The organism is Micromonospora sp. BS32, from assembly GCF_059089345.1.
The window spans coordinates 322,841-341,638 of sequence record NZ_JBSSHR010000001.1; the positions used below are offsets into that span (position 1 = coordinate 322,841).

Here is an 18,798-nt window from a genome sequence, read left to right on the forward strand (position 1 = left end):
ACGCACCTCCTGCGCCCATCCTGCCCGGAAGGTGCTGTGAACGTGCTGAGGACGCCAGACCGGCCGGCGGCGCCGGGGTGGCACGCTTGTGGGCGTGCGGGTGCTGGTGGTGGAGGACGAGTCCCGGTTGGCGGCCGCCCTGCAACGCGGCCTGACGGCGGAGGGGTTCGTGGTGGACACCGCGTCCACGGGTCCCTCCGGGCTGGACGCCGCCCGGCACGGCGGGTACGACGCGATGATCCTCGACGTGATGCTCCCCGGCCTTTCGGGCTACGAGGTGGTCCGCCGGCTGCGCGCCGAGGAGCGCTGGTTGCCGGTGCTGATGCTGTCGGCCAAGGACGGCGAGTACGACCAGGCCGACGGGCTGGACTGCGGGGCCGACGACTACCTGACCAAGCCCTTCTCGTACGTCGTCCTGCTGGCCCGGCTGCGGGCGCTGCTGCGCCGGGGCGCGCCGGAGCGCCCGACCGTGCTCACCGTCGGCGACCTGCGCCTCGACCCGGCCCGCCGGCGGGTCACCCGGGCCGACGTGGAGGTCGTCCTGACCGCCCGCGAGTACGCCCTGCTCGACTACCTGATCCGCCGCCCCGGTGAGGTGGTCTCCAAGACCGAGCTGCTCGACCACGTCTGGGACGGCGGGATGCGGACCGCGCCGAACGCGGTCGAGGTGTACGTCGGCTACCTGCGCCGCAAGATCGGCCGGGACCGGTTGGAGACGGTCCGGGGCGCCGGTTACCGGCTGGCGACGTGAGCCGCCCCGGCTGGCCGTCGCTCGGGCTGCGCGTCCGGCTGATGGCGCTCGGGGTGGCGGGGCTCAGCGTGGGGCTGGCCCTCGGCGGGGTGGTGCTGCTGGTGGCGCTCGGCTGGACGCTGCAACGCAACGTCGACGACGAGGCGTTCCGGACCGCCGACGCGGTGGCCCGGCTGGCCGCCGAGGACGCCCTGCCGGATCCGCTGCCGGTGGCCGGTGGGCAGCTACGGGTGCAGGTGGTGGACGCGTCGGGGCGGATCCGGGCCGCCTCGATCGACGCCGACCGGCTGGTGCCGATGGTCCGCCCGGACCAGCTCGGCGGGGGCGACCGGCGGCGTACCGTCGTCCCGGGGCAGCGCCTCGGCCTGCCGGGACCGGTGCGGGTGGTGGCCGTCCCGGCCGGCACGCCCACTGAGCCGCTGACGGTCCTGGTCGGCCGGTCGACCGAGGACGTCGCGCACGCGGTGCGGGCGGCCCGGACGGTGCTGCTGGTGGCCTTCCCGCTGCTGGTGGCGCTGCTTGCGGCGGTGGCCTGGCGGGTCGTCGGGGCGACCCTGCGCCCGGTGGAGGCGCTGCGCAGCGGCGCGGCGGAGATCACCGGCCGGGGCGCGGACGCCCGGTTGCCGGTGCCGCCGGCCCGGGACGAGATCCACCGGCTGGCGGTCACCCTCAACGACATGCTCGACCGGTTGGAGGCGGCCCGGGCCCGGCAGCGGGCGTTCCTCGCCGACGCCGCGCACGAGCTGCGCAGCCCGCTGACCAACATGCGCACGGAGCTGGAGGTGGCGCAGCGGCTGGCGGACCGGACCGACTGGCCGGCGGTCGCCACCGACCTGCTCGCCGACACCGAGCGGCTGGGTCGGCTCGTCGACGACCTGCTCCTGCTGGCCCGCCTGGACGAGCAGCCGTCCGCGCCAGCCACGCCGACGGGCGGGCCCGGCACGTCCGCCGGCGAGCCGGTGGAGCTGGGCGGGCTGCTCGGCGAGGTAGCCGCCCGCTACCCGTCCCCGCCGGTGTCGGTGATCCCGGCGCCGGGCCCGGTGTGGAGCGTCGGCCACCCGGAGGAGCTGCGCCGGGTGCTGGCCAATCTGGTGGACAACGCCGTCCGGCACGCTCGCTCCCGGGTCGTGCTCGCGGTCCGCCCTGCCGCCGGAAGCGACGCGGCCGGCCCGGGTGGGGCGTACCACCTGGTGACGGTGACCGACGACGGGCCGGGCATCCCGGCAACGGACCGGGAGCGGGTCTTCGAGCGGTTCACCCGGCTGGACGAGGGGCGGGCCCGCGACGCCGGCGGCGCCGGCCTGGGGCTGGCCATCGTGCGGGAGCTGGTCCGCCGGGCCGGCGGGACAATCGAGCTGTCCGACGCCGGGCCCGGCCTGGCCGTTCGGCTACGGCTCCCGGCGCTGCCCGATCCGGGCTGACCCGCGCGGGCCGAGCGGCGGCGGCACATCCGAGGCGCTTCCGGACAGCGATGCGCTGAAGAGCGATATGACGCTGCGTCATATCTATGACGCGGAGTCATATCGCCGACCGGGACATGCGGCCCCGGGCCTCGACACGCCGAAGCGGTGATGTCCCCCGTGGCCGCCCCCGCTCGCGGCCACCGTCGATGAGCGGACCCACCGCCTAAGGGCCCCGACGACCACGGCAGGACGCGGGCCAGGACCGGGCAACCGGCCGACCGGCCAATGGGGACGTGGGGTCAGCGGCGCTTGGTGCAGACCCGGTTGGCCCGGGCGACCGTGTCGGTGGACCAGGCCACCGCGACCGTGAAGCAGTAGTCGGTGGTCCCGTCGAGGCCGTAGACGACGAAGTTGGTCGTCCCGGCGGGCAGCTCCTGGAAGGCGCGCGGATCCTGGTCGGCGCGGCCGCCCGCGATCACCACCGGCCCCTCGGCGCCGGCCGGGTACGTCCAGCTCAGCGCGATGTTGTCGCGGCGGTCGCGGAGGCTGACCGCGCCCGGCGGGGTGCCGGGCGAGGCTGCGACGGGCGACGACGCGCTCGGCGCGGCGGGCGACCCGGACCACGCGGTGGACGCGCTCGGGGAGGCGGGTGCGGCGGGGCCATCCCCGGTGCCGTCCACCTGGGACACCCCGGCGATCACCGCGACGGCGCCGAGCAGCACCACGACCACCCCGGCGACGACCGCCGGCGCGGCCCGGATCCGGCGGGGTGGGGGAGCGTGGTGCCCGGGCACCAGCACCGGCAGCAGCCGGGACGAATCCGGCTGCCCGACCCGGCGGACCCCGTCGGCCTCGTCGGCGTACCCGCCGGCCAGGCCGACCACCGAGGGCGGGACCGGGTCGTGCGGGGTCGGCTCGGGCGCGGGTTCCGGCGGCCACCAGTCGGTGTCCTCCGGGTACGTGTCGTCGGGCGGGAGCCGCTGGCCGGGCACGGTCGGCGGGTGGGGCTCGTCGGCGGCCGGCGTCGCGACCGGCCAGACCGGCGGCTCCGGCGGGCCCTCGGCCGGCGGCGGAGTACGGGCGGCCGGCACCACCGGCCCGTCGTGCTCCGGCCCTTGCTCGTCGTCGCACACGTGGTCGGGGTCGGCGGCGCCCCGGGCCAGCGCGGCGACCTGGCGGGCCAGCGGGTCGTCGGCGGCCAGGTGGTCGGCGGCCAGTTCGCGGGCGAGCGCGAGGGTGTCGTGCGCCTCGCCGAACCGGCCGCAGTCGCGCTGCATCGCGCCGAGCCGGGCGAGCATCTTGATGCCGCTGGGGTGCCCGTCGCCGTAGACCTCGCGGTGCAGCTCCCAGGCGTCCTGGAGGCGTTCCCGCGCCTGGACGCACTGGCCGCGGGCGTACTCGACGGTGGCCAGGTCGGCGTGGGCGGCGAGCACCCGCACCGACTCGGGGCCGTCCCGGGCGGTCAGCTCCAGGATCACCTCGGAGTAGAGCCGGGCGGCCCGGGCCTCGCTGCCGACCCGGTGCAGCACTGCGGCGAGGGTGGCCGCGGCGGAGATGGTGCGTTCGTCGGAGCGGCCGTACAGGCGGTTGGCGGCCGCGTACGCGAAGGCGGCCCAGCCTCGGGCGGAGTGCGGTTCGCCGAGCGCGACCAGCACCCGGGCCTGGAGCCCGGCGGCGTCGGCCAGCTCGGGGGAGGCGTGGTCCGGGCGGGGGTCGGCATCGGTCAGCGCGTCGGAGAGCAGCCGCTGCGCGCCGGCCAGGTCACCGGCGGACACCAGCTGGTGCGCCTGGACAGTGAGTTCACCGAAGCCAGAGGACACGCCCCATCGTGCTCGTCCGGCGACGGTATGTACAACCCTTGCCCGGGAGCAAGTTGGTCAAGAACTGGTCAGGTGGGCGGCGAGCGTTTCGCTGATCCGGCGCAGCTGGTCGACCTGGGCCGGGCTGAGCGCGTCGAACAGGTGGCGGCGTACCCCCTCGACGTGGCCGGGCGCGGCGGCGGCGAGCGCCGCGAAGCCGGCGTCGGTGAGGACGGCGAGCTGCCCGCGCCGGTCGGTGGGGCATTCCTCGCGGCGGATCCAGCCGGCGGCCTCCAGCCGGGCGGCGGCGTGCGAGAGCCGGCTGCGCGAGGAGCCGGTGGCGTCGGCCAGGTCGCTCATCCGCAGCCGCCGGTCGGTGGCCTCGGAGAGCCGGACCAGGATCTCGTAGTACGCGTGCGGCATCCCCGCGTCGCGTTGCAGCTCGCGGTCGAGGGTCTCCATCAGGGCGCGGGAGGCGGTCAGGTAGGAGCGCCAGGTCTGTTGCTCGTCGGGGTCCAGCCACCGGGTCATGACGACCATCATACCGGAAATGGTTGAGCGTTCAACCAAACCGCGCTACCGTGGGTCGCATGGGAATCCACCGCCTGAACCACGCCGTCCTCTACGTGAGCAACCTCGACCGCAGCGTCGCGTTCTACCGTGACGTGCTCGGCTTCCGCCCGGTGTCGATGACCCCGGACGGCTTCCGTGGCGCCGCCTTCCTGCAGGCGCCCGACTCGACCAACGACCACGACCTCGGCCTCTTCGAGATCGGCGCCGCCGCCGGCCGGTCGACCGCCGGTCGCGCCACCGTCGGCCTCTACCACCTGGCCTGGGAGGTCGACACCCTCGACGAGCTGGCCGCCACCGCCGAGCGGCTCGCCGCCGCCGGTGGCCTGGTCGGCAGCTCCGACCACGGCACCACCAAGAGCCTCTACGGGCAGGACCCGGACGGGCTGGAGTTCGAGGTGGTCTGGCTCGTCCCCGCCGACCTGCTCGACGAGGCCGCTCTCGCCGCCCGCAAGCGGATCGGCCCGCTCGACCTCGACCGGGAGCGCCGGCGCTACGGCGGCCAGACCCGCGGCGGTGTGGGGATCTCCATCCCGGCCTGAGCGGCCCTACTGGTACAACGGCAGGATGTCGACCGACGCCGTCCTGCGTGAGCTGCTCGTCCGCCAGCTCGACCACTGGTTGCCGGGGGCGTTGCAGCGCTCCCGGCGGGCCACCCTCGCCCTGGCCTACGCCGGGGAGCCCGCCACCGCCGAGGCGGCCCTGCGGGTGGTGGCCGAGTTCGCCGACCGGCTGCGCGGGCGGCGGCTCACCGTGCTGGTGCTGGCCGGCGGCGCCGACCTGCCGGCCCGACTCGGCGCGGTCGAGGCGACCCTGCCCGCCGACGTCGCCGTGCACCTGGTTCCCGGCGACCCGGCCCGGCTGCCCGTCGCGCTGAAGGCCGCCGGGGCGGCCGGGGCGCCGCTGCTGACCGTCGTCGACGGGGTCGTCCCCGACCCGGCGGTGCTGGACGCCGCCGCCACCGGTCGCCCGGCCGAGGTGCTGGCCGTCGCGCCCGCCCCGGCGACGCTGCGTCCGGCCCTCGACGCGGCCGGGTTCCCGCTGGTCACCGAGGTCGAGCTGGTACCCGCCGACGGCGGCGCCGGCCGGGTGGTCGCCTACGGCACCCGCCTCGACCGGAGCCTGGAGGCGTTCAAGGACGCCCTCTGGGACGCCGACGAGTTCGCCGGGGTCCGCTACCGGGACCCGGCCGACCCGGCCGGCGGGCTGCTCGACATCGCGTTGCACCCCGAGCCCGGGCCGCTGCGCCGCGAGCTGCTGGCCGAGCTGGCCCGCTCCGGCCCCCGTACGGTCACCGAGCTGCGCCGGCACACCCTGACCGCGACCGCCTACCGGGCCGCCGACACCGTCCGTGCGCTGAGCACCCTGCTGACCTCGGGTGCGGTGACCCGGGAGCCGGAGCACGGCCGGCTCGGCGGCGACGTGCTGATCAGCGCCGCCCCGGGCGGCCCGTCAGCTGCCTGACCAGGATGGACGCCCCGGTGGCGATCACCCCGATGCTGAACAGCATCTGCGCGCAGACCACCACCCGGGCGACCTGCCCCCGGGCGTGCACGTCGCCGTAGCCGATGGTGGTCAGGGTGGCCAGCGAGAAGTAGAGCGCGTCGACCCGGGTGTCCAGGTTCGCGAACTGGTCTGGCCGGGTGTTCGCCACCACGTAGTCGGCGAGGGCGAAGGTGACCACTCCGGCGACCAGGGCCACCGTCAGCCGGACCAGCGAGCGGGCCTCCGCGTCGCCGGTGGGTGCCGCGGCGGTGCGCTGTCGACGTACCTGGCCGGTGACCAGCACGGCGACGGTGAGCACCAGCAGCAGCGTGCCGACCGAGCGCAGGACCAGCCGCGGCCCGTTCGGGTCCGGCTCCACCGGGACCAGGAAGTAGGCGAGGAGCAGCAGGAGGCATCCGATCGCCGCGCGCCGCCGCTCCCGACGCCAGAACCCGTCCCCACCCATGCCGCGATTCTGCGCCGGGAACGCGGCCGTCCCAGGCCGAACGCCGAACCGGGCCGGAACGCCGAGCGGGGTGCCGGTGATTCACCGGCACCCCGCTCGACCTCGGGACGTCATGCCCGGGACTTGTCCTGCTTCCAGGAGAGGGGCCCCGGCAGGTCGACCCGGTGCGCCTTGGCCTTGGAGTTCCAGGACCAGCGACCGATCTTGATGCTCCAGGAGGAGAAGCCGTTCTCGGTGAAGTTCAGGATGATCGGCCCGTACTTCTTGCGCTTGCGGAACATCAGACCCATCGTGGGCTCCCTTCGCATTCCCTCTACTGCCCTGCTCTGTCGTGATCGAACATGCCCGGATCGAGGAATTACGAAACCTGCCTCCGTTCCGCTCTGGACGGTGCGCGGCGACGCCCCTCAATCCCCATTGAGCCGGTAGGTGTTGCGGGCAGGTAAACCCAGCTCAGCAAGGGATGTAACAAAGCCAGCGACGCGCATCCCATGTTCTGGAAGGCCGTTGACCGGGGCGCCCGCCGGCCGGCAGCATGGGCTCATGTCGCAGCGGGATGAGCTTCTCCTCACCGCTCGCGTGCACGTCGACCTGGTCCGGCACGCGAGCGCACTCTGTTGAGCTGACGCGCTCCGCCGTCTTCCACACCTCACCTTCTCCGCGCAGACCACGCCCCGCCCACGACGGCCCGGTGGCGCGCGTCGGCGTACCCCCCGCGCCCCGGGCGCGGTTCGTGCACAGATCAGGAGACCGCCATGTCCCCATTCCGTCGTACCGTCGCCGCCCTCGCGGCCCTGCTCACCCTCGGCGCCGCCACCGCCTGCGGCGCGGACGCCGAAGCCTCCGGCCAGACCAAGCAGCTGCGCTACCAGGGCTCGGTCGGCCAGGTCACCCTTCCCGAACTCGCCGCCGACCTCGGCTACCTCGGCGACGTCAAGCTCAACTGGATCGGCAACGTCACCGGCGGTCCGGCCGACATCCAGGCCACCGCCACCGGGCAGAGCGACTTCGGTGGCGCGTTCAACGGTGCGATCGTCAAGCTCGCCACGGCAGGAGCCCCGATCACCGCCGTGGTCAGCTACTACGGCTCCGACGCGCAGACCTTCCAGGGCTACTACGTGCTGCAGGACAGCCCGATCAGGACGCCGCGCGACCTGATCGGGAAGAAGGTCGGGATGAACACCCTCGGCGCGCACGCCGAGGCGGTGCTGAAGACCTGGCTGGTCAAGGGCGGCCTCACCCCGGCCGAGATCGCCAGGGTCGAGCTGGTCGCGCTGCCCCCGGTCAACACCGAGCAGTCGCTGCGGGCGAAGCAGATCGATGTCGCGGTGCTCGGCGGCGTCATCCGCGACAAGGCGGTCGCCAACGGCGGCGTCCGCACCATCTTCACCGACCACGAGCTGCTCGGCGCGTTCAGCGCCGGCGCGTACGTCTTCCGCGACGACTTCATCAAGCGCAACCCGCAGACGGTGAAGACATTCGTGGGTGGGGTCGGCAAGGCGATCGAGTGGGCCCGTAGCCAGCCCCGGGAGACCGTGGTCGCCCGGCTGGAGCAGATCATCGCCAAGCGCGGCCGCAACGAGGACCCGTCCCTGGTGCGGTACTGGAAATCCACCGGCGTCGCCGGAAAGGGCGGCGTGATCACCGACCGGGAGTTCGCCACCTGGATCGACTGGCTGGCCGACGCCGGCGAGCTCAAGGGCGACAAGCCGAAGCCCGGTGACATCTACACCAACCAGTACAACCCCTTCGCCTCCGGTGGCGGTGCGGCATGACCGGCGACAAGGTCCTCTTCGACCGGGTGACCAAGACCTTCGACGTCCGCGGCGGCCGGCGCGCGTCCGCCGGCACGGTCACCGCGCTGGACCAGCTGACCCTCGGGGTACGCCCCGGCGAGTTCCTGGTCGTCGTCGGCCCGAGCGGCTGCGGCAAGTCCACCCTGCTGGACCTGCTCGGCGGGCTCTCCCGGCCCACCTCCGGGCAGGTGCTGGTCGACGGCCGCCCGGTCAGCGGGCCCGGCCTCGACCGGGGCATCGTCTTCCAGCAGTACGCCCTGCTGCCCTGGCGCACCGCCGCCGGCAATGTCGCGTTCGGACTGGAGGCCAAGGGGGTGCCCCGCGCCCAGCGGGCCGACCTGGTCGCCCACCACCTGGAGCTGGTCGGGCTGAGCGGGTTCGCCGAGCGCTACCCGCACGAGCTCTCCGGTGGCATGAAGCAGCGCGTCGCCATCGCCCGCAGCCTCGCGTACGACCCGGACATCCTGCTGATGGACGAGCCGTTCGCGGCGCTCGACGCGCAGACCCGCGACTCGCTCCAGGACGAGCTGGTACGGATCTGGCAGGCCACCGGCAAGACCATCGTGTTCATCACCCACGGCATCGACGAGGCCGTCTACCTCGGCCGCCGAGTCGCCGTGATGACCTCGCGCCCGGGGCGGATCAAGCAGGTCATCGACATCGAGCTGGGGGACCGGGGTGAGGCCGAGGATGTCCGCTCCTCCGACGCGTTCCGGCACCACCGGCACGAGATCTGGACGCTGCTGCGCGACGAGGTCCGCGCCGCCCAGTCCGCCGAACGCCCCGCCGCCACCCCGGCGGCTCGCCGACAGGAGGCCCGAGTTGGTTGACATCGCCGAACGTCCCGCCCGGCTGGCGGCCCCGCCCGCCGCGCCACCGGCGACGGCCGTCGCCGCGCCCACCCTGCCCGGCCGGCTGCTCGGTCTCGGCGGCCGGGCGCTGCACCGCAGTGCCGCGCTGCTGGCCCTGGCCGCCGTCTGGGAGACCGCGCCCCGGGCCGGGCTGGTCGACCGGGTCTTCCTGCCGCCGCTGTCCGAGGTGCTGGTGGCCTGGTGGGCGCTGCTCACCAGCGGGCAGCTCGCCGAGCACGTCGGCGCCAGCCTCACCCGGTCGCTGACCGGGCTCGGGCTGGCCGTGCTCACCGCCATCCCGCTCGGGCTGCTGATCGGTTGGTACCGCCCCCTGGCGGAGCTGCTCAGCCCGCTGCTGGAGGTGTTCCGCAACACCGCCGCCCTGGCCCTGCTGCCGGTCTTCGTGCTGATCCTCGGCCTCGGCGAGACCTCCAAGATCGCCCTGGTGCTCTACGCCTGCTCCTGGCCGATCCTGCTGAACACCATCGCCGGGGTGAAGGGCGTCGACCCGCTGCTGGTGCGCTCGGCCCGTTCGATGGGGCTGAACCACCTGCGGCTGTTCCAGAAGGTGATCCTGCCGGCGGCGGTGCCCACCGTCTTCACCGGCGTCCGGCTCGCCGGGGCGTACTCGATCCTGGTGCTGGTCGCCGCCGAGATGGTCGGCGCGAAGGCCGGGCTCGGCTACCTCGTCAACTACGCGCAGTACAACTTCGCGATCCCCGACATGTACGCCGGGATCATCACCATCTCCGCCATCGGCCTCGTGGTCAACCAGCTCCTGGTCGCCGTGGAACGCCGCTTCTCCACCTGGCGCGTCGACGTCTCCGCCTGAGAGGAACCCCTTATGTCCCGCACCCTGCACCTGAACGCCTTCCTGATGGGCGTCGGCCACCACGAGGCGGCCTGGCGGCACCCGCGCACCGACCCCCGGCGGGTCGCCGACGTCCGGCACTTCCAGGAGCTGGCCCGGATCGCCGAACGCGGCACCCTCGACTCGGTCTTCCTGGCCGACGGGCTCGCCGTCGGGCCGAACGTCCGGCACAACATCCAGGCCGTCTTCGAGCCGCTGACCCTGCTCGCCGCGCTGGCCACCGCCACCGAGCACATCGGTCTGATCGCCACCGTCTCCACCACCTACAACGAGCCGTTCAACGTCGCCCGCAAGTTCGCCTCGCTGGACCACCTCAGCGGCGGCCGGGCCGGCTGGAACATCGTCACCTCCGCCCAGTCGCGGGAGGCGTGGAACTTCAACCTCGACGACCACCCGTCGCACGCCGACCGTTACCGCCGGGCCGCCGAGTTCGTCGACGTCGCGGTGAAGCTCTGGGACAGCTGGGAGGACGACGCGCTGGTCCTCGACGCCGCCGCCGGGGTCTTCGCCGACACCGACCGGGTGCACGAGGTCGCCCACGCCGGCGGGCACTTCACGGTCCGCGGCCCGCTGAACACGCCCCGCCCGCCGCAGGGCCGGCCGCTGCTGGTGCAGGCCGGCTCGTCCGTCGACGGCATCGCCTTCGCCGCCCGGTACGCCGAGGCCGTCTTCACCGCGCAGCAGACCCTCGCCGACGGGCAGGCGTTCTACGCCGAGCTCAAGCGGGCGACCGCCGCCGCCGGCCGCGACTCCGAACTGGTCAAGGTGCTGCCGGGCATCGCCCCGGTGATCGGGGGTACGGAGGCGGAGGCGCAGGCCCTCGCCGACGAACTGGAGGCGCTGATCGTGCCCGAGCACGCCCTCGCCCAACTGTCCGGGATGACCGGGGTGGACCTCACCAGCCTGCCGCTGGACGGCCCGCTGCCCGACCTGCCCGATGCCACCAGCGTGCAGGCCCACCAGAGCCGCTACCAGCTCGTCGTCGACCTGGCCCGGCGGGAGAAGTTGACCATCCGGCAGCTGATCGGCCGGCTCGGCGGCGGGCGCGGCCACCGGGTGATCGCCGGCACCCCCGAGCAGATCGCCGACCAGATCGAGCTCTGGTTCACCGAGGGCGCCGCCGACGGCTTCAACGTCATGCCGCCGCTGCTGCCCAGCGGCCTGGAGGCGTTCGTCGACCACGTGGTGCCGCTGCTGCGCCGGCGCGGCCTGTTCCGCCACGAGTACACCGGTCGGACCCTGCGCGAGCACTACGGCCTGCCCCGCCCCGCCAGCGGGTACGCCGCCGAGCGGGAGCTGGTGACGACGTGACCACCGTGGAACGTCCCACCGACCTGCTGCCGGTGGACCGGGATCTGTTCCGGACCCTGCTGCGCCGGCAGGCGTCCACCGTCACCGTGGTCACCGCGGTGGCCCGGGGCACCGACCCGGCCTGCCTCGGCGGGGTCGGCGCCCCGGTCCGGGCGGGCTTCACCGCAACCTCGTTCACCTCGGTCTCGCTGGACCCGCCGCTGGTCTCGTTCTGCCTCGGCGTGACCTCGTCGAGCTGGCCGGTGCTGGCCCGCGCCGAACACGTCGCGGTGCACCTGCTCGGCGCCGGCCAGCAGGAGGCGGCCCGGGTCTTCGCCACCAGCGGCATCGACCGGTTCGCCGCGTACCCGGGGTGGACGCCGGGGCCGTTCGGGCTGCCACTGCTCGACGGGGTGCTGGCCCGGCTGCTCTGCCGGGTGGTGCACCGGGTGCCGGCCGGGGACCACACCCTGGTCATCGCCGAGCCGCTGGCGCTCGGCCCGGGGGAGGACGGCGACCCGCTCGTCCACCACCGGGGCGGCTACACCACCACCGGTGGCGTCGCCGAGGCGGCCCGGTGACGGCCGCGCCCGCGACCGACCTGCTCGCCCTCGATCCGGCCGCCCAGGACCTGCTGTTCCGGGCGGCCCGGACGGCGAACACCTTCACCGACGAGCCGGTCGACGACGCGCAGCTGGCCGCCGTCCACGACCTGGTCCGGTACGGGCCGACCGCGCTCAACGGTCAGCCGCTGCGGGTGCTGCTGGTCCGCTCGGCGGCGGCCCGGCGACGGCTGCTGCCATACGTGTCCAGCGGGAACCGGGTCAAGACGGCGGGCGCGCCGCTGGTGGCGGTGCTCGCCGCGGACGTCGATTTCCACGAGCGGCTGCCCGAGCTGTTCCCGCACCGGCCGCAGGCCCGGGACTGGCTGGCCGACCGGGCCGAGCGGGTCACCCAGGCCCGGTTCAATGCCACCCTCCAGATTGGCTACTTCCTGATCGGGGTGCGCGCCGCCGGGCTGGCCGCCGGGCCGATGGCCGGCTTCGACGCGGCCGGCGTGCGACGGGAGTTCTTCCCCGACGGCCGGCACGAGGTGCTGCTGTTGGTGAACGTCGGCCGCCCGGGGCCGGACGCCTGGCACGACCGGCTGCCTCGGCTCGCCGCGGAGGAGGTGATCCGGACGGTGTGACTCAGCGCGGCTCCCAGGCGTCCGGCAGCGCCGTCAACCGTCGTACGTGGGCGGGCATCCGGCCGCTGAGGATCTCGGCGAGGCTGACCTCGTCGAGCACCTGCCGGACGGCCGCCCGGACGGCGACCCAGAGCCGGGGCAGGTTCTCGGCAGAGCCCTCGTACCGGGTCTCCTCCGGGCGCAGCCCGCGTACCCCGGCCAGCGGGCCCTCCACGGCACGCAGGATCGTCCCGACGGTGACCTCGCGCGGCGGGCGGGCCAGGGTGTAGCCACCCTCGGCGCCGCGCTGGGCGCGGACCACGCCGGCCCGGCGCAGGTCGGCCAGGACGGCCTCCAGGAACTTGCGAGGCATGTCCTGCTCGGTGGCGATCGCCTGGGTGGAGAGCAGCGACGGGTACGCGGCGGCGAGGCTCAGCGCCGCCCGCACCGCGTAGTCGCCGCGCGCGGAGATCTGCACCCTGCCATCATGCCCGGCCGGGGTCGACCGGCGGGTCGGCGGGCCGGCGTGGCCGCACCACCCGGGGCAGTGGTTGCTCGCGGGCCGCGCGGAACGCCCCGGGGCTGACCCCGACCTCCCGGGTGAAGAAGCGACCGAAGTTGGTCGGCTCGGGGAAGCCGAGCCGGCGACCGATCCGGGCCACCGGCTCGTCGGTCGCCGCGAGCAGCCGGCTGGCCTGCAACGCGACCCGCTCGTCGACCACCTGCTTGGCGCTGCGGCCGGTGACCGCCAGGCAGGCCCGGGTCAGGGTACGCACGGAGCAGCCCAGCCGGGCGGCGTAGTCCTCGACCCGGCGGGTCTGCTGGTAGCCGTGCTCGACCTCCCGGCAGAACCGGCGGAAGGTGATCAGCTCGGCGCGCTGCGACTCGGCGCCGTCGCTGTTCCGCCCGTTGTTCTCGCGCCCGGCGGCGTCCCGGTACGGGTCGGGGAGCAGGGCCAGTCGCAGCAGCAGCACGGCGAGCTGGTGGCGCAGCAGCGGGTGCGCGGCCGGGTCGGCGCGGTGCCGGCGGTGGTCCACCATCAGCTGGCTCACCTCGTTGATGACGGCGTCCTCGTCCTCGCCGGCGAGCTGGTGGTGGGCCGGGACGGACTCCGGGTCGACGTCCAGGCCGCGCAGCGCGTCGCCGTGCCACCGGATGACCGTGGCGTCGAGTTGCGCGGTGCAGCGCAGCACCTGGCCCGGGCCGGCGTGCAGCAGCGTGCCGGGGCGGCAGGGCAGCGGACGGAAGTCGAGTTCCGCGGTGCCGTGCCCGCCGGTGACCAGCACGAGCACGTCGGCGTCGAGCAGCACGGGTCGACGCCACCCCGCGCCCGGGGCGAGGTCGCCGAGTTCGAGGATGTCGATCTCGGTTTCGGGCAGGTCGGGACGGGTTGCCGGGGAGAGCTGACCGGAAGGGACCATCACCTGCGACGGTAACCGGACGTCCGGTCGGTCGCATCCCGGCCACGGGACTCCGGTCCCGCCCACGGTTGTCCGGCTCCGCGGGTGAGACTAGGTTACCGAGCGGTAGGGCTTCGGCGGGTGATGGGACGGGCATGACGGATCTGTTCTCGGTCGACGGCAAGACGGTCCTGGTCACCGGAGGGTCGCGGGGAATCGGGCTGATGATCGCCCGGGGCTTCGTACAGGCCGGCGCGCGCGTGATCATCTCGTCCCGCAAGGCCGACGTCTGCGAGTCGGTGGCCAGGGAGCTGTCGGCCGAGGGGCAGTGCGAGGCGATCCCGGCCGACCTCGGCCACGACGCCGGCGCCGAGGCGCTCGCCGCTGCCGTGCGGGAGCGTACCGACCGGCTCGACGTGCTGGTCAACAACGCCGGCGCGACCTGGGGCGCACCGCTGGAGCAGTATCCCGAGGCCGCGTTCGACAAGCTCTGGGCGATCAACGTCAAGGCCGTCTTCCGGCTCACCACCGCGCTGCTGCCGGCGCTGCGCGCCGCGGCGGGTGCCGACGACCCGGCCCGCGTGATCAACATCGGCTCGGTCGACGGCCTCCGGGTGCCGTTCATGGAGGTGTACGCGTACTCGGCCACCAAGGCGGCCGTGCACATGCTCACCCGGACCCTGGCCCACCAGCTCGCCAGCGAACACATCACGGTCAACGCGATCGCGCCCGGCCCGTTCGAGAGCAGGATGATGGCGTTCGCGCTGGACGACCCGGCGTCGAGGGCGGCCATCGCCGGACAGGTCCCGCTGGGTCGGATCGGCCGGCCCGAGGACATGGCCGGCACGGCGATCTACCTGGCGTCGCGGGCGGGCGCCTACCTGACCGGCGCGGTGATCCCGGTGGACGGTGGGCTCACGACGCACGGCTGAGGGCGTACCCCGGCGTGGTAGCCGGAGCCGCGCGGACTCGGCAGATCCGCGCGGCTCCTTCGACGAGCGTGGTCAGCGACCGGCGAGCAGCCGGTTCACCGCCGTGTCGACGTCCAGGTGCTCGGCCTCGCGGCCGCGCGGGACGACGACGTAGGTCCGGCGCAGGAAGCGCACGAGCACGCTGCGCGGCACCTCGAACAGGGCGTTGCCGTCCGGGGACGACAGTGCCAGCGCGACGAAGTCACCGCGCGGTGTGGCCCACGGCCACACCCGGACGTCGCCGATGCCGGCCGGCTCGTCGAGACCGGTCACCAGCAGCTCACGGGCGAAGGACCAACTGACGGCCTCGCCACCGGCGGATTCGGCGTGGAACAGGACATGGACCGCATACGGGTCAGCAGGGTCGTAACGCAGGCTGGCACGCACCGGCAAGGCGGTGGCGTCAGGCGCGACGAGCCTTAGCGACGTCTCGACCTCTACGGTCGTCGGTCGGATGACACTCATGGACGTTCTCCCCCCGGCACCGCTGCGGAACGCGCGTGTCCCGCTTTTCCCATACTCAGGTGCTACTCCTGGCTACGCTCCGCCATACGCTGACTTCACCCAGTGGTGGGAAGGGGTTCGGAAAGGCCTCGAGAATGTGAAGATTCTTGTAGGATTTCCGGTTCTGCCCAGTGCGTGATCCCGCCCGAAGTCGGGTGGCTCAGTCGTCGACTTACTCCGGTAACGTCCAGTGGTCTGCAGGAGTGACGGGCCGGGGCGACACTGGGGGGTGAAATGGTCACGAACCGATCCTCAGTGGATGCGGGGCGCACGGCCGACTCACCGAAAGTAGGGGCCCGAGCAGCCGAAAGGCGGGGGAACGGCGTGCCGATGGATCAGCCCGGCAGGGACGGACGGCCGACGTCCGGGGCGTCTCCGGCCGGTTCGTCGGGCGCCCCGACCGGTGCTTCGTCGGGCCGCGGCGGTCCTTCCGGACCTGGCGGTTCTTTCCGTCGCGGTGGATCCTCCCGCGGCGAGGCCGGCCCGCGATCGGCGGGCGGCGGACGCGGTGGCGTCGCGGTGGCCGAGCGGCGACCGTCCGGCTGGCGGAAGCGGGTCCGGACGACCCTGGACCTGATCCGGTCCAACCCCACCGGGCGGATCACCCTCAAGATCTTCATCTCGATCGCCGGGGCGCTGGTGGTCACCGTCGGCATCGCGCTCATCCCGCTGCCCGGGCCGGGCTGGCTGATCGTGATCGCCGGGCTGGCCATCTGGGCGGTGGAGTTCCACTGGGCGCGACGACTGCTCGCCTTCACCCGCCGACACGTCCAAGCCTGGACGCGATGGGTCACCACCCGGTCGCTGGGGGTGCGTTTCATCCTCGGGGCCGTCGGCCTCGTCTTCGTGGCCGTGGTGGTCTGGCTGTCGCTCAAGTACAGCCTGGGGATCGACCTCGTGGCGCGGTTGGCGCACTATCTGGCGACGCACTGACGCCTCTTCAAGGCGCGCGGACCCCGGGTTTTTGGTCCGGTGGCTCGATCAGGTAGAGTCATGCGCGCTGAGGGCGATTAGCTCAGCGGGAGAGCGCTTCGTTCACACCGAAGAGGTCACTGGTTCGATCCCAGTATCGCCCACGCAGGTCAAAGGCCACTTCCCGGCTTCGGGAGGTGGCCTTTCTGCTGTCGTACAGCAGCTTTGTACAGCAGTTCCGTCAGCGGCCGAGTGAGGCACCGAGGCGTTTGAGGGCGTCTCTGGTCGCCTTCGTCGATACCTGCGTGTAGATCTCCATCGTCACGGAGAAGCGGGCGTGCCTCAGCACCTGCATGGCGACTCGCGGATGGACGTCGAGGTCGGCCAGGAGCGTGGCGCAGGTTCTTCCTGCGTCGTGGACGGTGACCGGCTTGACGTTGGCCTTCTCGCATCTGATCTGCCAGGAGCGTTGGAAGTTGCGCGGCTCGATGGGTGTGCCATAGCGAGTGGTGAATACGAGGCCGGTTTCATGCCACGCCTTGCCGGCGGTTGCTTCAGCCTCGTCGCGCTGTTGCTGCCTGAGCTTGAAGGCGGCCAGGCAGATATCGGGCAGGGGGAGGGTGGCGTCGGATCGTCGTCGGATTCGGGTCGGCGAGTTACGAACCACGGCGCTGTGAGGTCCAGGGCCGCTCCGCTTGCCGTCGGAATGGCAAGATCGTGTCCCATGATCGAGGATTTCGCGAAGGGCCATCTGCACGGCCAGCTCAGGCGGACACGTCAGGCGCTGCTCTGGAAGCTCGATGGCCTGTCCGAGTACGACGTCCGGCGTCCCTTGACAGCGACGGGGACCAACCTCCTTGGCCTGGTGAAGCACTTGGCGACCCTGGAGGCCTGGTATTTCGGTGAGGTCTTCGGCCGCCCGTTCCCGGAGCCGCTAGGGCGATGGCAGGACGCGGACGGCAGCGACCTGTGGGTGACCCCGGGCGAGACCCGCGAGCAGATCATCGACTTCTATCAGCGTGCCTGGGGGCATGCGGACGCGACGATCGAAGAGCTTCCCATCGACGCGCCTGGCCACGTGCCGTGGTGGTCGCGGCCGGACGTCAAGCTGTTCAACATCATGGTCCATGTCCTTCAGGAGACCACCCGGCATGCCGGACACGCCGACATCCTGCGTGAGCAGCTCGATGGCCGGACCGGGGTGATGGCTGAGTACGAGGAGCAGATCGACACGGCAGCCCGGGAGGGGTACTGGGCGAAGATCGAGCGGGCTGCGCAGGAAGCGGCCGGCGGCTCGCATCATGCCGAGCTAGCCGACACGCATGGCGCGGTGGGGACGCCGTGAGAAATCCGGATCTCGTGGAGGTTCGCCCGTGAGGGCGGTCATCGTCGCGGCCGCGGTCGCGTTCATCATCTCCCTGTTCGGCACGCCGGTGGCGATTCGCGTCTTCACCGCGCTCAAGGCCGGCCAGCCGATCCGATCCATCGGGCTTGCCAGCAACCAGGGCAAGAAGGGCACGCCCACGATGGGCGGCGTCGTCTTCATCGTGGCGACCGTCTTCGCCTACGTCGCCGGGCACATCGCCCTGACCACCCTGCCCGAACGGCAGATCGCGCAGGAGGGCCCGACCATGACGGCCCTCGTGCTGCTCGGGCTGTTCGTCTTCTGCGGCGCGGTCGGCTTCTTCGACGACTTCCTCAAGGTGCGCCGGCGCAACTCCGACGGACTGTCCGCCAAAGGCAAGCTGCTCGGCCAGGCGATCGTCGGCGGCGGGTTCGGCATCGCCGCTCTCTACGTGCCGAGCACCAACGGCCAGACCGTGGCCAGCGAGCACATCTCGCTCATCCGCGACATCAGCTGGCTCAACGTCGGCAAGGTCGGCGCGGTCATGGTCATCGTCTTCGTGATCACGGCGATGTCGAACGGCGTGAACCTCACCGACGGCCTCGACGGCCTGGCCACCGGCGCGTCGATCCTGGTTCTCGGCGCGTACGCGCTGATCGGCTTTTGGCAGTACCGGCACTGGTGCGCCGACGACACGTACGCCCACGTGAACGACTACTGCTACCAGGTGCGGGATCCCCTGGAGATCGCCATGATCGCGGCGGCGGCGGCCGGCGCCTGCGTCGGCTTCCTGTGGTGGAACACGTCCCCGGCGCGGATCTTCATGGGTGACGTGGGCTCGCTCGGGCTCGGCGCCCTGATCGGCGGGCTCGCGGTGGCAACCCGCACCACGCTGCTATCGATCATGATCGGCGGGCTCTTCGTCATCATCACAACGACGTGGGTGATCCAGATCGTCTCGTTCCGGACCACCGGTAGACGTGTCTTCCGGATGGTGCCGTTGCACCACCACTTCGAGCTGGCCGGATGGAGCGAGGTCAATATTGTGGTCCGGTTCTGGATCGTGGCCGGCGTCTGCGTGGCGGTCGGCCTGGGCCTGTTCTACTCGGATTTCTTGGCGGTCGTTGGATAAAAGCCACGCGACAAGCCTGTGTCGTGCCACCGACGGTGATCCGCCGGGCAGCCTGGTTCCCCACCGGGGTGCCAGCGTCTGGCA

The 18,798-nt window shown here is 72.9% G+C and carries 22 protein-coding genes, 1 tRNA gene and 1 pseudogene; 16 read left to right on the plus strand and 8 right to left on the minus strand.

The features are described from left to right. Positions 1-94: 94 nt before the first annotated feature. Together AC5RWQ_RS01490 and AC5RWQ_RS01495 are read left to right on the plus strand one after the other, a co-directional pair. Positions 95-751 carry a response regulator transcription factor gene (locus AC5RWQ_RS01490; RefSeq protein WP_494280922.1) on the plus strand — a complete coding sequence of 219 codons (657 nt, stop codon included), beginning with the start codon at positions 95-97 and terminating at the stop codon, positions 749-751. A 41-nt stretch (positions 752-792) separates the two neighbouring features. Then, a complete protein-coding gene (locus AC5RWQ_RS01495) occupies positions 793-2,172 on the plus strand; it encodes an ATP-binding protein (protein WP_494281147.1) in 1,380 nt (459 codons plus the stop codon). A gap of 281 nt (positions 2,173-2,453) precedes the next feature. Here the strand turns inward: AC5RWQ_RS01495 and AC5RWQ_RS01500 are convergent, their stop codons facing one another. After that, positions 2,454-3,974 (minus strand): tetratricopeptide repeat protein, encoded by a 1,521-nt coding sequence (locus tag AC5RWQ_RS01500; protein ID WP_494280923.1) that lies wholly within the window; start codon positions 3,972-3,974, stop codon positions 2,454-2,456. A 57-nt stretch (positions 3,975-4,031) separates the two neighbouring features. Continuing rightward, positions 4,032-4,493, minus strand: coding sequence for a MarR family winged helix-turn-helix transcriptional regulator (locus AC5RWQ_RS01505; protein WP_494281148.1), 462 nt, complete (start codon positions 4,491-4,493; stop codon positions 4,032-4,034). Positions 4,494-4,543: 50 nt separating this feature from the next. Here AC5RWQ_RS01505 and AC5RWQ_RS01510 point away from each other — a divergent pair, with 50 nt between their 5' ends. Further along, positions 4,544-5,065: a VOC family protein gene (locus tag AC5RWQ_RS01510; protein ID WP_334485271.1), complete on the plus strand. Its 522-nt coding sequence runs from the start codon at positions 4,544-4,546 to the stop codon at positions 5,063-5,065. A gap of 25 nt (positions 5,066-5,090) precedes the next feature. Further along, positions 5,091-5,987 carry a hypothetical protein gene (locus tag AC5RWQ_RS01515; RefSeq protein WP_494280924.1) on the plus strand — a complete coding sequence of 299 codons (897 nt, stop codon included), beginning with the start codon at positions 5,091-5,093 and terminating at the stop codon, positions 5,985-5,987. Here the strand turns inward: AC5RWQ_RS01515 and AC5RWQ_RS01520 are convergent. Further along, positions 5,953-6,474: a potassium channel family protein gene (locus tag AC5RWQ_RS01520; protein ID WP_494280925.1), complete on the minus strand. Its 522-nt coding sequence runs from the start codon at positions 6,472-6,474 to the stop codon at positions 5,953-5,955. The genes AC5RWQ_RS01515 and AC5RWQ_RS01520 overlap by 35 nt on opposite strands. A 110-nt stretch (positions 6,475-6,584) precedes the next feature. Further along, positions 6,585-6,764, minus strand: a complete 180-nt coding sequence (locus AC5RWQ_RS01525; RefSeq protein ID WP_208569874.1) for a DUF4236 domain-containing protein — start codon at positions 6,762-6,764, stop codon at positions 6,585-6,587. Positions 6,765-7,017: 253 nt separating this feature from the next. Between AC5RWQ_RS01525 and AC5RWQ_RS01530 the strand changes: the two genes are divergently transcribed. The 7 genes from AC5RWQ_RS01530 to AC5RWQ_RS01560 all read left to right on the plus strand — a co-directional run bounded on the left by AC5RWQ_RS01530 (position 7,018) and on the right by AC5RWQ_RS01560 (position 12,471). After that, the gene (locus AC5RWQ_RS01530; RefSeq protein ID WP_349881247.1) at positions 7,018-7,095 is read left to right on the plus strand and encodes a putative leader peptide; all 78 of its coding nucleotides are present in this window, start codon (positions 7,018-7,020) and stop codon (positions 7,093-7,095) included. Positions 7,096-7,229: 134 nt separating this feature from the next. Further along, complete coding sequence (locus AC5RWQ_RS01535; protein ID WP_494280926.1) at positions 7,230-8,249, plus strand: ABC transporter substrate-binding protein; 1,020 nt, start codon at positions 7,230-7,232, stop codon at positions 8,247-8,249. Continuing rightward, positions 8,246-9,100, plus strand: coding sequence for an ABC transporter ATP-binding protein (locus AC5RWQ_RS01540; RefSeq protein ID WP_494280927.1), 855 nt, complete (start codon positions 8,246-8,248; stop codon positions 9,098-9,100). Before AC5RWQ_RS01535 ends, AC5RWQ_RS01540 begins: the two co-directional genes overlap by 4 nt. Beyond that, positions 9,093-9,953 carry an ABC transporter permease gene (locus tag AC5RWQ_RS01545; RefSeq protein ID WP_494280928.1) on the plus strand — a complete coding sequence of 287 codons (861 nt, stop codon included), beginning with the start codon at positions 9,093-9,095 and terminating at the stop codon, positions 9,951-9,953. The genes AC5RWQ_RS01540 and AC5RWQ_RS01545 overlap by 8 nt, the downstream gene beginning before the upstream one ends. 12 nt (positions 9,954-9,965) lie before the next feature. Next, positions 9,966-11,303, plus strand: coding sequence for an LLM class flavin-dependent oxidoreductase (locus AC5RWQ_RS01550; RefSeq protein ID WP_494280929.1), 1,338 nt, complete (start codon positions 9,966-9,968; stop codon positions 11,301-11,303). Further along, positions 11,300-11,863 (plus strand): flavin reductase family protein, encoded by a 564-nt coding sequence (locus tag AC5RWQ_RS01555; RefSeq protein ID WP_494280930.1) that lies wholly within the window; start codon positions 11,300-11,302, stop codon positions 11,861-11,863. The genes AC5RWQ_RS01550 and AC5RWQ_RS01555 overlap by 4 nt, the downstream gene beginning before the upstream one ends. Continuing rightward, positions 11,860-12,471, plus strand: coding sequence for a malonic semialdehyde reductase (locus tag AC5RWQ_RS01560; protein WP_494280931.1), 612 nt, complete (start codon positions 11,860-11,862; stop codon positions 12,469-12,471). The genes AC5RWQ_RS01555 and AC5RWQ_RS01560 overlap by 4 nt, the downstream gene beginning before the upstream one ends. 1 nt (position 12,472) lies before the next feature. Here AC5RWQ_RS01560 and AC5RWQ_RS01565 read toward each other — a convergent pair whose 3' ends face one another. Both AC5RWQ_RS01565 and AC5RWQ_RS01570 read right to left on the minus strand, forming a co-directional pair. Beyond that, positions 12,473-12,928, minus strand: a complete 456-nt coding sequence (locus AC5RWQ_RS01565; protein WP_334485251.1) for an RrF2 family transcriptional regulator — start codon at positions 12,926-12,928, stop codon at positions 12,473-12,475. Between the two features lie 7 nt (positions 12,929-12,935). Then, positions 12,936-13,871, minus strand: a complete 936-nt coding sequence (locus tag AC5RWQ_RS01570) for a helix-turn-helix transcriptional regulator (RefSeq protein WP_494280932.1) — start codon at positions 13,869-13,871, stop codon at positions 12,936-12,938. A gap of 134 nt (positions 13,872-14,005) precedes the next feature. On the opposite strand from AC5RWQ_RS01570, the gene AC5RWQ_RS01575 reads away from it, so the two are divergent. After that, positions 14,006-14,782: a glucose 1-dehydrogenase gene (locus AC5RWQ_RS01575; protein WP_494280933.1), complete on the plus strand. Its 777-nt coding sequence runs from the start codon at positions 14,006-14,008 to the stop codon at positions 14,780-14,782. Positions 14,783-14,854: 72 nt separating this feature from the next. On the opposite strand, the gene AC5RWQ_RS01580 is transcribed toward AC5RWQ_RS01575, so the two are convergent. Then, positions 14,855-15,286 (minus strand): SsgA family sporulation/cell division regulator, encoded by a 432-nt coding sequence (locus AC5RWQ_RS01580; protein ID WP_007457244.1) that lies wholly within the window; start codon positions 15,284-15,286, stop codon positions 14,855-14,857. Between the two features lie 273 nt (positions 15,287-15,559). On the opposite strand from AC5RWQ_RS01580, the gene AC5RWQ_RS01585 reads away from it, so the two are divergent. Next, positions 15,560-16,258, plus strand: a complete 699-nt coding sequence (locus AC5RWQ_RS01585) for a TIGR02611 family protein (protein WP_494280934.1) — start codon at positions 15,560-15,562, stop codon at positions 16,256-16,258. A gap of 71 nt (positions 16,259-16,329) precedes the next feature. Beyond that, positions 16,330-16,401: transfer RNA gene (locus tag AC5RWQ_RS01590), tRNA-Val, on the plus strand. 77 nt (positions 16,402-16,478) lie between these two features. On the opposite strand, the pseudogene AC5RWQ_RS01595 reads toward AC5RWQ_RS01590, so the two are convergent. Next, a pseudogene (locus tag AC5RWQ_RS01595) lies at positions 16,479-16,868 on the minus strand (tyrosine-type recombinase/integrase); the annotation flags it as partial. A 93-nt stretch (positions 16,869-16,961) separates the two neighbouring features. Between AC5RWQ_RS01595 and AC5RWQ_RS01600 the strand changes: the two are divergent. Next, on the plus strand, positions 16,962-17,582 hold the full coding sequence (locus AC5RWQ_RS01600) for a DinB family protein (RefSeq protein WP_494280935.1): 621 nt from the start codon (positions 16,962-16,964) through the stop codon (positions 17,580-17,582). A 28-nt stretch (positions 17,583-17,610) separates the two neighbouring features. Next, entirely contained in the window at positions 17,611-18,714 is a 1,104-nt protein-coding gene (gene mraY / locus AC5RWQ_RS01605) for a phospho-N-acetylmuramoyl-pentapeptide-transferase (protein ID WP_494280936.1), read from the plus strand. Positions 18,715-18,798: the final 84 nt, after the last annotated feature.